The organism is Mucilaginibacter sp., from assembly GCF_028288225.1.
Taxonomy (GTDB): Bacteria; Bacteroidota; Bacteroidia; order Sphingobacteriales; family Sphingobacteriaceae; genus Mucilaginibacter.
This window is the reverse complement of sequence record NZ_JAQBOC010000072.1, coordinates 52092-68356: the sequence shown is the minus strand read 5'-3', so window position 1 is coordinate 68356 and position 16265 is coordinate 52092. Positions and strand designations below refer to the sequence as shown.

Annotated in this window: 17 protein-coding genes; 13 read left to right on the top strand and 4 right to left on the bottom strand. The window is 40.1% G+C overall.

All coding sequences use genetic code 11. The annotated features are described in order from the left end of the window. Window position 1 precedes the first annotated feature (1 nt). From JWQ54_RS21180 to JWQ54_RS21125, 12 genes are all read left to right on the top strand, one after another. Entirely contained in the window at window positions 2–538 is a 537-nt protein-coding gene (locus JWQ54_RS21180; protein ID WP_299589017.1) for a DUF3341 domain-containing protein, read from the top strand. Then, window positions 522–1106: a cytochrome c gene (locus JWQ54_RS21175; protein WP_299589015.1), complete on the top strand. Its 585-nt coding sequence runs from the start codon at window positions 522–524 to the stop codon at window positions 1104–1106. Before JWQ54_RS21180 ends, JWQ54_RS21175 begins: the two co-directional genes overlap by 17 nt. 11 nt (window positions 1107–1117) lie before the next feature. Beyond that, window positions 1118–2386, top strand: a complete 1269-nt coding sequence (locus tag JWQ54_RS21170) for a quinol:cytochrome C oxidoreductase (protein WP_299589013.1) — start codon at window positions 1118–1120, stop codon at window positions 2384–2386. A gap of 48 nt (window positions 2387–2434) precedes the next feature. After that, window positions 2435–3622: a cytochrome c oxidase subunit II gene (locus tag JWQ54_RS21165; protein WP_299589011.1), complete on the top strand. Its 1188-nt coding sequence runs from the start codon at window positions 2435–2437 to the stop codon at window positions 3620–3622. 16 nt (window positions 3623–3638) lie between these two features. Next, entirely contained in the window at window positions 3639–5525 is a 1887-nt protein-coding gene (locus JWQ54_RS21160) for a cbb3-type cytochrome c oxidase subunit I (protein WP_299589008.1), read from the top strand. A 190-nt stretch (window positions 5526–5715) separates the two neighbouring features. After that, window positions 5716–6774: a COX15/CtaA family protein gene (locus JWQ54_RS21155; protein ID WP_299589006.1), complete on the top strand. Its 1059-nt coding sequence runs from the start codon at window positions 5716–5718 to the stop codon at window positions 6772–6774. Next, a complete protein-coding gene (gene cyoE, locus JWQ54_RS21150; protein ID WP_299589003.1) occupies window positions 6771–7634 on the top strand; it encodes a heme o synthase in 864 nt (287 codons plus the stop codon). The genes JWQ54_RS21155 and cyoE overlap by 4 nt, the downstream gene beginning before the upstream one ends. Then, the gene (locus tag JWQ54_RS21145; protein ID WP_367187125.1) at window positions 7631–8212 is read left to right on the top strand and encodes a heme-copper oxidase subunit III; all 582 of its coding nucleotides are present in this window, start codon (window positions 7631–7633) and stop codon (window positions 8210–8212) included. Before cyoE ends, JWQ54_RS21145 begins: the two co-directional genes overlap by 4 nt. Before the next feature lie 19 nt (window positions 8213–8231). Continuing rightward, on the top strand, window positions 8232–8960 hold the full coding sequence (locus tag JWQ54_RS21140) for a cytochrome c oxidase subunit 3 (protein WP_299589001.1): 729 nt from the start codon (window positions 8232–8234) through the stop codon (window positions 8958–8960). Window positions 8961–8980: 20 nt separating this feature from the next. Further along, window positions 8981–9334, top strand: a complete 354-nt coding sequence (locus tag JWQ54_RS21135; RefSeq protein WP_299588998.1) for a cytochrome C oxidase subunit IV family protein — start codon at window positions 8981–8983, stop codon at window positions 9332–9334. Further along, a complete protein-coding gene (locus JWQ54_RS21130) occupies window positions 9334–10035 on the top strand; it encodes an SCO family protein (protein ID WP_299588996.1) in 702 nt (233 codons plus the stop codon). The genes JWQ54_RS21135 and JWQ54_RS21130 overlap by 1 nt, the downstream gene beginning before the upstream one ends. 151 nt (window positions 10036–10186) lie before the next feature. Continuing rightward, window positions 10187–10762, top strand: coding sequence for a DUF420 domain-containing protein (locus JWQ54_RS21125; RefSeq protein WP_299588993.1), 576 nt, complete (start codon window positions 10187–10189; stop codon window positions 10760–10762). Between the two features lie 56 nt (window positions 10763–10818). Here the strand turns inward: JWQ54_RS21125 and JWQ54_RS21120 are convergent, their stop codons facing one another. The 4 genes from JWQ54_RS21120 to JWQ54_RS21105 all read right to left on the bottom strand — a co-directional run bounded on the left by JWQ54_RS21120 (window position 10819) and on the right by JWQ54_RS21105 (window position 15127). Continuing rightward, a complete protein-coding gene (locus tag JWQ54_RS21120; protein WP_299588991.1) occupies window positions 10819–12000 on the bottom strand; it encodes an alpha/beta hydrolase-fold protein in 1182 nt (393 codons plus the stop codon). Between the two features lie 61 nt (window positions 12001–12061). Further along, window positions 12062–13519, bottom strand: a complete 1458-nt coding sequence (locus JWQ54_RS21115; protein WP_299588989.1) for an alpha/beta hydrolase — start codon at window positions 13517–13519, stop codon at window positions 12062–12064. A gap of 68 nt (window positions 13520–13587) precedes the next feature. Continuing rightward, a complete protein-coding gene (locus JWQ54_RS21110) occupies window positions 13588–14406 on the bottom strand; it encodes a helix-turn-helix domain-containing protein (protein ID WP_299588987.1) in 819 nt (272 codons plus the stop codon). A gap of 298 nt (window positions 14407–14704) precedes the next feature. After that, window positions 14705–15127 (bottom strand): nuclear transport factor 2 family protein, encoded by a 423-nt coding sequence (locus tag JWQ54_RS21105; RefSeq protein ID WP_299588984.1) that lies wholly within the window; start codon window positions 15125–15127, stop codon window positions 14705–14707. A gap of 63 nt (window positions 15128–15190) precedes the next feature. Between JWQ54_RS21105 and JWQ54_RS21100 the strand changes: the two genes are divergently transcribed. After that, the gene (locus JWQ54_RS21100) at window positions 15191–16057 is read left to right on the top strand and encodes a carbohydrate kinase (protein ID WP_299588981.1); all 867 of its coding nucleotides are present in this window, start codon (window positions 15191–15193) and stop codon (window positions 16055–16057) included. Window positions 16058–16265: the final 208 nt, after the last annotated feature.

Genomic DNA, 16265 nt, shown 5'->3' with positions numbered 1-16265 from the left:
AATGAGCAGCACGAAATATATTTTAGGCCTTTTTGCAGATCCCGATGAAATGATGCAGGGGATTGATACACTACAAAAGAACAGTGTTCCTATTTACGATGTTTACACGCCAATGCCTATCCATGGTATTGAGAAAAAGCTTGGTATAAAAGATTCGCGGTTGGGCTATGCAGCATTTATGTTTGGCTGCCTGGGCGGTACAACTATATTTAGCATGGCATATTACATGCTGGTACAGGATTGGCCTATGAACATTGGCGGTAAACCCGCTTTTGCTATCCCCGATTTTATTCCAATCACATTTGAGTGGACTGTATTATTTACAGCATTTGGTATGACGCTTACCTTTTTCTACGCAACCCACCTATTTCCGGGCCGTACACCAAGGGTAATGGATTTAAGAGCTACCGACGACAGGTTTGTTATTGCCATCGACGCAAAGGGAAACATCCCGCATGAGGATATCACCAATTTATTAAAAGAAGCAGGCGCAGTAGAAGTTAAGCATAACGATAGAAAATATGTTAGCTATGAATAAAATTAAAATATTGGGCATAACGGTTATTGCTATCGTTGCAGCGGTTATAGTTACATCGTGCAAGGATAAAAGAAGTACCGGATGGGAATACGCTCCCAATATGTATGAGCACATTGCATACGACCCCGACCAGAAAAATGAAAACTTTAAGGATGGAAAAACCGCACAGGTTCCACCTGCAGGCACCACGCCGCTGGGTTTTGTAAGATTTGATTACCTGAACAATAAGGATGGGTACGAAAAAGCAGGCCTTGAAGTAAAAAGCACATTGCCGCAAACACAGGCAAACTATGCCGATGGCAAGATCTTATTTGAGCATTTTTGTTCACCATGCCACGGCGTAAACGGGCAGGGCGATGGTTTGGTGGTAGCGCACGGTTTTCCGGCTCCTCCATCCTATTCAAAAGGACAGTCTTCACGCGGCGGCGCAATGAAAGATCTGTCAGACGGTAAAATTTATCATACTATTACTTATGGTGTAAACGCAATGGGTTCATACGCTTCACAGCTTGACCCTAAAGAACGCTGGAAAGTAATTATGTACGTTCACCATTTACAAACTTTATAAGCTTATTATTAATGAACAATTCTCATAGTTTCGACGAGCAATTTGAATTTAAAGGCAAGGCCAAAACCTGGAGCCTGATCATGATAGCCATTGGTCTGGTTGGTTTGATCATTGGCCTCGTTACTGGTAATGTGGAACGCACATTCGCAAATTTATTGCTGAATGGTTATTACTTAGCATGTGTATGTATTTGTGGTGTTTTCTTTTGCGCTTTACAATATGTGGCACAAGCAGGTTGGTCAGCCTCAGTGCTTCGTGTGCCGCAGGCATTTGCAAAAGTTTTGCCTTATGCAGGCCTTATATTACTTGGTATTATATGTGCAGGTTTATTTATTACCCATACGGGCCCTAACGAGGAAGGTAAATTGACAACTATACCTTACCTGTATAAACTTTGGGCGCTTAAAGGTGTAACCGACACTCACAGTGAAAATTTTGATGCTATAATTACTGCTAAATCAGGATACTTAAATATTCCTTTCTTTTTGATCCGTTTGGTGATTTACCTTGGAAGTTATAGCCTGTTAGGCCGCTTGCTTGTGAAATATTCAAACAATGAGGATAATCTTGGAGGTATGTTTAACTACAACAAAAGTTTCAAAGTATCGGTTATATTCCTTGTAATATTTGGTTTCACCATTCCATTATTTGCTTTTGATACTATTATGTCGTTAGAAGCTCATTGGTTTTCAACCATGTTTGGCTGGTATAACTTTGCAGCCCTTTGGGTTGGAGGTTTATCGGTTATCACTTTAACACTGATACTTTTAAGACAAGGTGGTTATATGCAGTGGGTAACCGAAGATCATTTGCATAACTTAGGGCAGCTGATGTTTGGGTTCTCCATATTCTGGACTTATTTATGGTTCGCACAATTCCTGTTAACCTGGTATGCCAACATTCCTGAGGAATCAGCATATTTTTACAGGAGATGGGAACCGCAGTTTAAATTCTGGTTTTGGCTGAATATAGTAATTAACTTTCTTACGCCATTACTTGTGTTAATGTCGCGGGATGCAAAACGTAAGGTTAAGGTATTAAAAGTAGCTTGTATCATATTGATCTGCGGCCACTGGCTGGATTACTGGCAAATGATTATGCCAGGCGCTGTAGGACCTCAATCAAGCTGGGCAACGGAAATAGGCCCTATCGAGATCTTTTTGTTTATAGGTTTTGCTGGCTTATTTATATTTATGTTTTCAATGGCATTAAGTAAATTTAAGTCACTTGTTCCTAAAAAACATCCGTTGCTTGAAGAGAGCCTTCATCATCATTTGTAATAATTGTTATTTTTGCACTAAATAAAAGAATACCAAACAACCATTAAAATGGGATTCAAACAACTAATAAATTCTAAAAAAACACTATCGCTTTTTGCAGCGTTCGTGCTGTTTGGCACAAACCGGTTAATGGCGCAGGCAACAGCAGCGGCTGATACTGCTACTGCTGATAAGGGCGCTATGTGGACAGGGGTTGCCTATTACGTATTACTATTTTTTGTAGCATCACTTTGTGTTGCCATACTGGGTAAAATATTAAGGGTTTATGACCTTACCCAAAAAATGCAGGGAAAAAAAGGCTTAAACTGGAACGGCATAATGGGAATTTGCTGCGCAATATTCCTGATTACCGGTATGTATGGAGCTTACTGGTCATTAACTGTACAGGGAAGCATGAGCTTGCCTGAAGCAGCATCAGCCCATGGCGGTGCAATTGACAGTATGTTTACAACAACAACCATTTTAACGCTGATAGTATTTGTAATTACGCAGATCTGCCTTTTTGGGTTCGCATTTGTTTACCGTGGGTCTGATAAACGCAAAGCATATTTTTTACCGCATAATAATACAATTGAAAAGATCTGGACAATTGTTCCTGCCACCGTTTTAACCATATTGGTTGTATTCGGATTCTTTACCTGGCAAAAGGTAATGAACTCTACAGAAGCAAAAGGCGATATAAATATTGATGTTACCGGCCACCAGTTTTCCTGGGAACTACGTTATCCTGGTACCGACGGGAAACTTGGCTCAACTAATTTCAGGTTAACAACAGCATTAAACAAATTAGGTGTTAATTTTAAAGACCGCAATAGTTTTGACGACTTATCGGCAGATACTTTGGTAATACCTGTTAATAAATCAATCAGGATCAACATCCATGCACAGGATGTTATCCATAGCGTTTACATGCCTCACTTCCGTGTTCAACTAAACGCGGTACCGGGCCTGCCAACATTTTTTAAATTTACGCCGACTATTCTTACGTCTGAGATGCGTAGGAAAACGGACGATCCAAAATTTGAATACCTGCTGTATTGCAATAAAATATGCGGAACCGGCCATTACAATATGCAGAAAGTAGTGCGCGTTGTTACACAAGCCGAATACCAGGACTGGATAGCAAAGCAAAAACCATATTTATCTGAGCCGTTAAAGAAGGAGTTGCATTTTGCTGATGCAAAACCGTCAATCCCGGTACAGGCAGCATCAAACACGTTAGCGTTAAACAATTAATATAAGAGTAACGATTATGTCAACATTAGCAGTTCACGATCACGGAGTTGTACATCACGAAGAAGGTCACGAACACCACCATAAAGCAACTTTTCTGAATACCTACGTATTTAGCCAGGATCATAAAATGATAGCCAAGCAGTTCCTTGTTACAGGGATCGTTATGGCTTTCATTGCAATGAGCTTATCTATCTTATTCAGGATCCAGCTTGCTTATCCGGATAAATCATTCCCTATACTGGAAACATTATTAGGTCATTTCGCTCCGGGCGGACGAATTAGCCCTGATTTTTATATGTCATTGGTTACTATACATGGTACCATCATGGTATTCTTTGTATTAACGGCCGGCTTGAGCGGAACCTTTGCAAACTTATTGATCCCTCTTCAGGTTGGTGCGCGTGATATGGCATCGCCATTTGTTAACATGCTTTCTTACTGGTTCTTCTTTATTGCCAGTTTGATCATGCTATCATCTTTCCTTGTTCAAAAAGGCCCTGCAAGCGGTGGCTGGACAATTTACCCGCCACTATCTGCATTGCCAAAAGCTATGCCGGGGTCAGGAATGGGGATGACACTATGGTTGATCAGTATGGTATTGTTTATTGCATCACAGCTAATGGGCGGTATCAACTATATCAGTACCGTATTAAACATGCGCACTAAAGGTATGGACCTTTGGAAAATGCCTTTAACAGTATGGGCTTTATTCCTTACTGCAGTATTGGGTGTATTATCATTCCCTGTATTGGTTGCCGGTGTAGTATTGTTGATATTTGACCGCAGCTTTGGTACAAGCTTTTATCTTTCTGATATTGTGCTTGGCGGTGCTGTGCAGCCTTATGAGGGCGGCAGCCCAATATTGTTCCAGCATTTATTCTGGTTCCTGGGACACCCTGAGGTGTATATTGTTATTATGCCAGCCATGGGTCTTTCATCGGAAGTGTTAGCAGTAAACTCGCGCAAACCAATCTTCGGTTACCATGCAATGGTTTACTCATTAATAGGTATTGCCGTATTATCATTTATAGTTTGGGGCCACCACATGTTTGTAACGGGTATGAATCCGTTCCTGGGCGGGGTATTTATGATCACAACATTGATTATTGCGGTGCCATCGGCTGTAAAAACCTTTAACTGGCTGGCTACATTATGGCGTGGTAATATCCGCTTTACACCAGCTATGCTTTTTGCCATCGGGATGGTTTCATTCTTTATCTCTGGTGGTTTAACAGGCATCTTCCTTGGTAATGCTGCTTTGGATATCAACTTACACGATACTTATTTCGTTATTGCCCACTTCCACCTTGTAATGGGGTCGGCGGCTATATTCGGAATGCTGGCAGGTGTTTATCATTGGTTCCCTAAAATGTTCCGCCGTATGATGGATGAGCGTTTAGGCTACCTGCACTTTTGGTTAACCTTTATCGGTGCTTACCTGGTGTTTTTCCCGATGCACTTTATGGGCCTTGATGGTGTACCACGCCGATACTATGCCTTCACTGAGTTTGAATCAATGAAGCGCTGGTTAACAGTAAACGTATTTATTACATGGTCGGCCATTATGGCGGGTATTGCACAATTAGCTTTCGCATATAACTTTGTTCACTCCATATTCTGGGGTAAGAAAACCGTTCAGAATCCATGGAATGCCAACACATTGGAGTGGACAGCGCCAATTGAGCACGTACATGGTAACTGGATAGGAGAGATCCCAACAGTATACCGCTGGCCATATGATTACAGCAAGCCAGGGCATGATGAAGATTTTATACCGCAAAATGTACCTTTTTCACAAACTATGAGCTCAAATTTGCCACATGATTTTGAAGATAATCCGGCCGGTTTGGATGAACACACTAAATGGACAAGTGTACAAAAAGCTAATGAAGCGGTAAAGTAAAGTACTAAGTCTTGAGTCCTAAGTCTGGAATTAAAAATAAAATGATTTTTGGTTACGATTTAGGACTCAGACTATAATTCAGTGAAATAAAGTTACAGGTTCCGAAAATGTTTATTTGAACTTCTTCCTCCGGACTTATGACTAAAGACTTAGGGCTTCGGACTAAGTTAATGCTTCAGTTTAAAAATAAATGAGGACATCCACGTCGAAAATCCGGTTCCAAAAAATTAACCTCGCTACAATTATTCTGCTATTTATATTAATACTCGCCGGCGGAGTTGTTCGTAGTACAGGTTCGGGAATGGGATGCCCTGATTGGCCCAAATGCTTTGGAAGATATATACCCCCAATAAGCAGTTCGGAGCTGCCAAAAGATTATAAGCAGAAATATGCTGCAGGCCGTTTAGCAAAAAACCAGCGCTTTGCCAAAACATTAGATGTGTTTGGCTATAGTGATCTTGCTAAAAGGATCCGGGAAGACAGATCGATATTAGTGCCCGAAGAGTTTAACGCTGCTAAAACCTGGACAGAGTATATCAACAGGCTTATTGGAGCAGCTTCAGGAATATTTCTATTATTAACTGCAATTTTGGCTTTTAGCTATAGCAGTGAAAATAAATGGATCTCGGTTTTAAGCATCCTTAATGTAATACTGGTAGGTTTCCAGGGATGGCTGGGTTCAATAGTGGTGTCAACAAACCTGGTTGCGTGGATAGTTACGGTACACATGCTGCTGGCATTGGCCATATTGGCATTAAGTATAATTACTTATCACCTGGCAAGGGCTAATGGCAGGCCAAAGCTTAATGTTAACCCGGTAACGCATATAGTAACATTACTTGCCTTAGTAATAAGCATTGTTCAAATAGCATTTGGCAGCGAAGTAAGGGAAAAGATTGATGCTGTGGCCGGCCATTTACAGGGCGGTTACCGCGATGACTGGATAAGCAATGCCGGCGCTATTTTTACCCGGCACAGGGATGTTGCCGTACTGGTTTTAATTGCTAATATTGTATTGTACGCTTTAATGCGCCGTACATTTAGCCGTCACTCTATACAGCAGCAAATAATGAGCTTTGCGTTTTTAATGATAATGCTGCAAATTGTTACCGGGATATTGTTATCCTATTGGGCATTACCACCGGTTGCACAAGCTGCGCACGTATTACTGGCAACACTGGTTTTTAGCGCACAATTTTACCTGATGTTAAATTTATACCGGTCGGTTAAAGGAGGGGTTCATAAATGATCTGGAAAGATTTTTCAAAGCTGATAAAATTGAGGCTCACCTTTTTGGTGGTGTTTTCAGCTTCCATATCATTTTTAATAGGCAGCAAAGTTAACGGCCATATTGACTGGGGGAACTGGCTAAAACTGATAGCAGGGGGCTTTTTGGTTACGGCAGCGGCTAATTGTTTTAACGAGATCATTGAAAAGGACCTGGATAAACTAATGAAACGCACTATGGACAGGCCAATCCCTGCCGGACGTATGACTACAGGGCAAGGCTTAGTAATGGGTTTATTTATGGGCATAGCCGGTACTATTTTACTGGGCAAGCTTAATTTAACAGCGGGTTATCTTTCAGTATTTTCGGTACTGCTGTATGCATTTGCTTATACACCGTTAAAACGTAAATCGCCTGTTGCTGTATTTGTTGGTGCTATTCCGGGTGCACTACCACCACTTATTGGTTATGTAGCGGCGCATCCGCAAATAGATGAAATAGCTTTAATCTTGTTCGGGATTCAGTTTGTATGGCAATTTCCGCATTTTTGGGCCATTGCCTGGGTACTTGATGATGATTATAAGTTGGCTGGCTTCAGATTGTTGCCGTCAGGAAAAAGAAATTTAACCAGTGCAATATTTACCTTTGCATCTGCTTTAATATTAATACCCGTAAGTTTATTGCCAACTTATTATGGTTATGGCGGTTACTATTTAGGAGGGGTATCGTTAGTGTGCGGTTTGGCGTTTTTATATTTTGCGTTTAAACTTTTAAAAGATCTGCAGATCCCGTCGGCAAAAAAATTGATGTATGGTTCATTTTTTTATTTACCGGTTGTGCAGTTAATGTTTTTATTTGATTTTATAGGAAAGGTGAAATGATGGCTCAGATACAACAAGAAGATAAAATTAACCTGGGGGCCAAAAAGTTTACCATGTGGATTTTTATATTCACTTCGTTTATGTTTTTTGCGGCTTTATCCAGTGGCTTTATAGTTTACAGCGGAGGCAAGGGGCATGGACTTAATGTACAAATACCCCAGCCGTTTTTGTACAGTACACTAATTATAATTATAAGTAGTATAACGCTCTTTATGGCCTCAAAGGCGGCCAAACAATTGCAAATTGACAAACAACGTTTGTATTTATGGGTTACAATTTTATTAGGTGTTGCTTTTTTCGCAGTACAGCTTTATGCATGTTATGTACTAACCTATAAAATGCAGATCTACTTTACAGACCCCAATGCATCACGCACATTTCTTTATGTGTTTTGCGGGATGCATTTATTACACATTATTGCCGGCCTATTGGTATTACTTAATACCGTATTGGCCACATACAAGAACATCCCACAGGTAAAGAACATATTTAAGATGGAAATGGCATCTATTTTTTGGCATTTTCTCGATATTATGTGGATTTATCTGTATGTTTTTTTACTTTTGAACCAAAATTAAAACAATTATCCAAGTACAAATGAGTACAGTAGTAACACAACAAGTTGATGAGGTAAAATCAACACCATGGTCAGGAGGCAGATCGCCTTTTAACGTAGAGTATGGTAAAATGATGATGTGGTTTTTTCTCCTTTCGGATGCATTTACCTTCTCATCATTGCTGATCTCTTATGGCGCTTTACGTTTTAGTGCGCCAACCTGGCCGTCGCCTTCTTTAGTATTTCAATCGGTTCCCGGCACATCAATTGAAACCGGAGCCCCTTTAGTATTTGTGGGGTTAATGACGTTTATCCTCATCATGAGCTCTGTAACCATGGTATTAGCTGTTGAGGCTGGTCACCGAAATTCAAAAAAGGAAGTAGTTTGGTGGATGATAGGCACCATTATTGGTGGTTTAATGTTCTTAAGCTGCCAGGCATTGGAGTGGAATCACCTGCATAGCGAAGGCTTCTGGTGGTCAGCAATTCCGAATGCGCATACTTTGAAGGAATTTTTTAATGAAGGTATTCCGCTTGCACAGCAGCAAATGTCATCGCACCAGTTTGCAAACTTGTTCTTTACCATTACAGGTTTCCACGGTTTCCACGTATTTTCAGGAGTTGTTATAAATATTATAATCACCGTTAATGTGTTGTTAGGCACCTACCAAAAACGCGGCAGCTACTTAATGATCGAAAAAGTTGGCCTTTACTGGCACTTTTTAGATTTGGTGTGGGTGTTTGTATTTACTTACTTTTATTTAGTTTGATAATTTAACCCGATTTATATATGTCATCAGAAACCACACATATACATGCAGAAGGCGCTGAGCACGAAGAGCATGATACAATGACCAAGGGTAGGATATGGAAAGTATTTTTCATATTATTAGGTATAACCTGTATTGAGTTTATTATAGCACTTTGGCTGGCACCTACTTACCATTGGCCATCACACTGGATAAACCCTATTTATATTGTATTAACTTTATTTAAGGCGTTTTATATTGTTGCTTACTTTATGCACTTAAAGTTTGAAAGGATAGGCCTGGCATTGGCTATTATTGTACCTATACTTTTCATCATCGGTTTAATACTGGTACTTACAAACGAGAGCCACTATTGGATTGACTTAAGGCTGTAATGAAGAAAGCCGGCATATTGAAAAAAATCACGATCCTGGTACTAGTTTTAGTTGTACCAGGATTTTTATATTATTTACTAACCGCCCACGGTAAAAACAGGTATAAGCCATTAGCTGTTTTTGGCCCTAAACAGGTTGCCAAAACCTCTCATAAAGTTAATGGAAAAGATATTCAGGATACCATTTACCACACCCTGCCCGATTTTAATTTAACCGATCAGAACGGGAAAGCGGTATCGCTTAAAACCTTGGATAATAAAATATTAGTAGTAAATTTTTTTTACACAGGCTGTTCCTCGGTTTGCGGATTGATGAACAGAAATGTTAATGTTATTGATTCGTTTTACACCAGGAATAAAATGGTGTATTTTGTATCAATAACGGTTGATCCAAGGCATGACGATGTTCCTGCCTTAAAAAAATATGCTGAAGGCTTTAAGAATCTATCGCCAAAAAGATTGTTTTTGACCGGCGATACCAGTACGATATATAACCTTGCCCGAAAAGGCTTTTTAGTAAACGCCCTGCAGACTGGCTCTGATGATTTTGTATACAGCGATCAGCTGATATTAGTTGACCGCGACAGGCGCATCAGAGGGTACTACACAGGTGCATCTACATTAGAGGCGGAGCGGTTGAATGATGAAATTAAGGTGTTAATATCTGACGAGTTGAGGAAGAATGACACGCCTTTGTATTAGAAGTAAGGTAGAAGCAGGAATCAAGACGTTAAGAATCAAGAAATAAAAAAATTAATAAAATCAGTTATTAAAAGTGGATCAGGAATAAAGAGGGTAGATAACGTTAACTTCTATCTTGACTTTTGACTTCCTGATTCTTGAATCTCAAAAAATGACAGATAAATTTATATTCCGTTTTGTGGCAGCAGTATCCATATTTGTGTTTGCTGTAGTAGTGATCCTTAATAGGAAAATTATACCGGGACCAGATGTTACTCCTTCATTTACTCCTTTTTTGCCAAAGCTTAATGCTATATTAAACGGCACGTGCTGTGTGCTGCTATGTATATCATTATATTTTATACGTCAGCAGAACATTAAGGTACACAAGCGGATCAATATATTGGCGTTTTGTCTTTCCTCACTTTTCCTGGTTTCGTACATTACTTTTCATTACCTGATGAAAAAAGATATAGTATTTGGTGATCTGGATGGCGACGGGCAATTATCTAATATAGAACGCGATGCAGTGGGTGGACTTCGCAATGTTTATCTTGTCATTTTAATTTCACACATCATACTTGCAGCAGGCGTATTGCCGCTCATCCTGCTAAGCTTTTACCGCGGGCTGCAAATGCAGGTTGAAAAACATAAGAAATTGGTTAGATGGGCATTCCCTATCTGGCTTTATGTAACTATTACAGGCGTTATAGTTTATGTAATGATCTCGCCTTATTATCATTTTTAGGTTGTTTACAAAGACTTACGAAGTTTTTAAAACTTCGTAAGTCTGATATTTCCCCTTTATTTCTTCGCCTTCAACTCGTTCAGCTTTCTTCTGGTATCCACCGTTTCTTGCAGGCTTAATGATCTGGTGTAGGCTTCTATTGCTTTTTGTTTTTCTCCTGTTCCTGCATAAAATTCACCAATGCTGTCAAAAGCATTTGCGCTTTGAGGATGATTGTCGATGTTCCTTTTGAAAAGTGAAAAGGCCTCTTTGGGTTTATTAATACCCCAGCAATGATAGGCAAGGCTATTCACCAATGATTCAGGCGGGACAACTGTATAACCAAAATTATCCGAAAGCATTTTAAAATGAGCGGCTAATACTGAATCAACATTCAATTCGGGATGCCCGTCAAATTGGTCTTCTCTGAAAGGGTAATAGTCGAACAGGTAACGCAGTGCATCATATTCCGCATTAAGCTCAACGGTGCCGTGCCGCTCGTTGGGATAAAACTTGGTACTCCATCGCAGTCCTTTTGGTCTGGCATCTTTTAAAGCCTTAACAAATGGCAGTACGGAGCGGGTTACTTGTGTATTGCTGTTGAGCGTATCCTTCATTACGCTGATGGTATCAATTCCAGGTGGCATATTATTGGCGATAGCTACGAATAATGATCTTTTTGAAAGATCAATTGATGATAACTGCTGTTGAGCCTGTTTCAATAGTTTTTTATTATCCCACCATAAGCTTGGTTCAATGGCTATATAGGCATTAAACAATTTGGTATGATTAAGTAAAGTATTTACAACCGTTAATCCGCCCAAAGAATGCCCGCTTAAAACCCAGTATGGTGCCGCCGGATAATGCGCATTGACATAAGGGACCAATTCATCTCCAATAAACTTCAAAAAGTTTTCTCCCCCGCCTGACGTTTTTGAATCTGTTACATGCGTTGGTGTAAGATCACGATCGCGTACAGTATTAACAATGCCAACAACTATCATGTCAGGTATTACACCGGCCATTTGCTGCACAATACCAACAGCCGAATGAAAATGTGATTCGCCATCCAGTAAATACAATACCGGGTAGCGCTCATCTTTATTGCCTTGTGGTACATGGATCAGCAATGTCCTTTTCTCGTTCAAGATCTTTGAATAAACGGTATCAATCGTGCCTATTACAATCCTGTTATCTGCTTTTTGAGCAACTGCTGACAAATAAATAATGGAAAATATAATGGTTATAAGTGTTCTCATAATTCAATTTGATAATTTTTTAAATCACTAATTCACCAACTCACTAATTCACTAACTAACTCTACCATGTTGTTATCTTCTTTCCATCGGTTTTTACCGGCCGAAAGGGATGGTCAAGGAATTGGGCTATTAAAACATCGCCTTCCCTGGAGTTTAATGCAGGGCCATGCGTTTTATCAGTAAACAATATACGCTGACTATTGGGCATATAATGGTGAATTACATCGTTGTAAAAAGCCGGGCAGTATGGATCGGTATCTCCTGTCGACAGCAAAGCCGGGATGTTTGAATACAGAGGTGTTTTGGCAATGCTGCTAACTGGTTTTACATTCCAGCAATTACATATCGGGTGATCAACATCATTAAAGCGGTATCCCGCAAGGTAGGGAAAAATCTCATTTTGCTTATCAATCAAATGTTGATCGGCAAAGTAGATCTGCTCAGAGCAATACATAGAATAACGCATCCCTAAAGTATTACTTTTACCCGCATTAAAAATGTTATCAAAGTATTTGGTCATATAAACTTTCTGATTGCCTGCAATAAATTGAGTAACCAGGTAAGGAACATTTTTTAATTCACCGTTGCTGGTGAGTTTATCAACTAAAAAATCGAGCAGATCACTACGCCTGTATTTTATGCTGATGCTATCGCCGCTGCCTTTTTCTAAATATTTCAAAGTAAACTCCTTATTGCCGATGGATGAAAAATACTCCTGGAACCGTTGTTTTAAATTATTATACAATGGATTAGCGGTAGAGTCACGCTCACAATTGCCAAACACCTTGTTAAAAGATTGGTTGATACTGAACAAGGCATCCTCCTCGTAATTTACAAAACCAGGCAGCGCCGAATCAAGGACAACAGAACGGATATGCTGCGGATAGTTACGCATTACGGTCATCATCAGTCCGCCGCTGTATGAGATGCCTATTAAGTTTATGGAGTCGATTTTTAAGGCACGGCGCAAATCCTCAATATCAGCTGCATTTTCAATGGTATTGTATGCTGAAAGGTCATTGCCATCTGCAATCAGTTTCTTACGGCAGTTTTTTGCTTCCTGAGTAATCGAACTATCTAATGGCAGGTTTTTACGATAGGCGTTTTTTACCGCCTCACTAATTCCATCGCACGAGAGGCATGGCTGGGCAAAGGTTGTACCCCTTTGTTCAAAGGCAATGTAATCCCTGTTTTTTACAAACTGGCGGTAGTGGATAAAACGTACGCCACTTAATGAACTTGCTCCGGGGCCACCGGCAGTATAAAGTACGGGATCTTTTTGTTTATTGGGGTTGCTGCTTTCTACATAAATAAAAGGCAGCTTTATAGTTTTGCCATTCGGCTTGCTCCTGTTTTCAGGCACAACCAAATAGGCGCAACGGGTTTTTAAACTGCTATCCGCTTTAAATATGCATGCGCAAGGTTCAATTTTTGGGGTGTAAGTTCCCTTTTGCTGGGCAATTGAAATATGCTGAAAGGAAGTTATGAATAGGAATATGAGTATAATATGCTTTATCATGATGATTATTTATTTTCCTCAAAGTAAAAGCATAGTGGGAAGGATTTTTAGTAAAAAACGGACAATCTTTAAAAACTGTTAGCAGTAAGCTTTCGCCCGGTAAACTTTACCACATCTTTATAAAAGTGGCTCATATCATAATAGCCAAAATCATATGGGGTAAAAAGGTCTTTTCGGTTTACGTATGCGGTTAGGGCAGTGCGGGTACGCATGATAGTAAAATAGTTTTTTGGTGATGTGCCAACCACCTTGTTAAAATAACGGTTAATGGTTTTTGAAGTTACAAACATCTTTTCGGCCATTTCCGATGTGTTTAGCTGCATATCGGCCGAATCATAATTTTCAATGCAATCGTGTACAAACTGCAGGTAATGATCTTTGCTCTTATTTTTAAAACGGGCTAAAAGAAAGCTCTCCATTAGCAGCGCCCTTTCTTCCAGGCACATTGGTTGCTTGATCTTTTTTATAAAAGCAGGAGGTAAAAAGGTATTCAGATTAATTACCTGCCCTACAAACTGAACCTGGCTGATCCCTAAAACAGCCTCGAGTCCGCCGGGTAAAAATTTAACAGTGAATATATGATCGGTTGGTTGTTTGAATTTTTCAACGCTGGTATCCCTTAACACTAAAATATCATCGGTTTCCTTTATTAGATATTGTTTATTAGCTACAGTTAAGTAATAAGGAGTACCAAGGTTTATCCAGAAGGTAGGCGTATAGCTGGGGAACATTTTTACGCTTTCAAACTGTGGAACTATTTTATAGCCAAAAGAATTTTCAGGAACAGGCGGCGTTGATTCTGAGAAAAATTCAATATGACCGGCAAGTTCATCGCATGGTTTTATGAACTGATGCACTTTACGGATATTATTAAAGATCTCGACCATTTAAAGATAAGACGAAGGATAAAATAATAAGTTACAGGAAATAGTGATCGGTTTAAATAATGTAGTTTGAAACGTTAAAATACTCAAGTTATATTGAACATATAATGGGCTGTCATGCTGAGGCACTCGAAGCATGAGCGCAATGGCCTATCCACTTGCTAAGCATGGTGCAGAGGCCTTTGTCCGCACGCCTCATGTTCTTCACCCTTTAGATTCCGTATAAAGGAGCCTTCCTGGATATCAATAATAAGTAATGCCTTCATATTCAGATGTTAATCTCAAATCTAACATCTCAAATCTAGCTCGTATGGTCACAAACTATCTTCCATTCGCCACCAATCTTTTTAAGCCAAAGCGTAAAATAACCGCCCGGCGCATCCTTTTCGCGTTTTAAATGCCAGCCACCCAGTATAAAGGCATTGGTTTTATCAAGCAATTCAACCTTTAAAATATCAAAGGTAAGGAAGCCCATAGCAGCCTTGTCAGGGTATCCTTTTTTATAATGATCAAGTGTGGTTTGCCAGCCATAGGTGGGTGCGCTTTTGCCCACAAACAGTAAAGAATCTGATTTCCAGTACCCCTGCATATATGCATCAATGTCACCTTTGTTCCAGGCTATGCGCTGGGTTTCCAATACTTTTAAAATGGCCTGCTTATCCTGCGCATGGAGGAAAAAACAAAAGGTAAGGATCAGGAGACAAGAGAGTATGATTTTTTTCATAAAGCAATTTAAACAATTTTAACCAAAAATCCTTTTAGCTTTGACCTTTCAGCTTTCACCTTTATGAAGAACATACTCTGCTTTGGCGAAATATTATGGGATGCCTTTGGCGATGAAAAAATTGCAGGCGGCGCTCCAATGAATGTTGCACGTCATTTGGTACAGCAGCACATGAATGTTTTATTTGCCAGCAGGGTTGGCAGGGATGCATCGGGCGATGGCCTTGTCGACTTTTTAAAAGCAAACGGCTTATTTAGCGACCTGATCCAGTTGGATGAAAAACTGCCTACCTGCGAGGTTACCGTTGAACTGGATAAAAATGGGATTGCAACGTACATTATCCCTGAGCCGGTTTCATGGGATAATATTTTGACTGAAACTGCGCTTACCAAAGCTGCCGGAAAGGCATCGGCAATTGTATATGGGAGTTTGGCCTGTCGCGAAGCTAAAACTAAAGACACCTTGTTAAACTTGCTTCAGGAAACTACCGCTTTAAAAATATTTGATGTAAACCTGCGTGCGCCACATTATACCTTATCAACCATTGAAACGCTGGTTGCCGGCGCCGATGTGATAAAGATGAACGAGGACGAAGCGGCATTATTAATTGGCGGCAGTAACAGCCATATAAAAGAAAAAATTATAGAGTTTCAGAAAAAATATCACCCCAAAACCATCTGTGTTACCCGTGGCGAACATGGCGCAATAGCCTGGCACGACTATGAATTTTATGAACACCCGGGCTGCCCTGTATCGGTAGTAGATACTGTTGGCGCCGGCGATGCATTCCTTGCGGCTTTTGTTTCGGGCCTGTTAAAAAATGAACCTATGCAGCAGCTGATAGAAAAAGCTTGTTATGTAGGTGCATTTGTTGCCGGTCATAGGGGAGCCAATCCAGTTTATGATGAGAGTTTGCTGGCGAAATTTTAGTTGTAAAAATAATTGGTGTCAATTGTAGGGGCCTATAGCATACGCCCTTGCATGCGTAAATAATTTACCCCCCCCCAATTAAATACCTAATTGTACAGCCGTTTAAGGGCGTATGCGATACGCCTCTGCGACTTGCAAATTTATTACACTACCAACTGCCTACTCATAACTGCCAACTCACCACGTTTGTCATATTCTCATAACAATT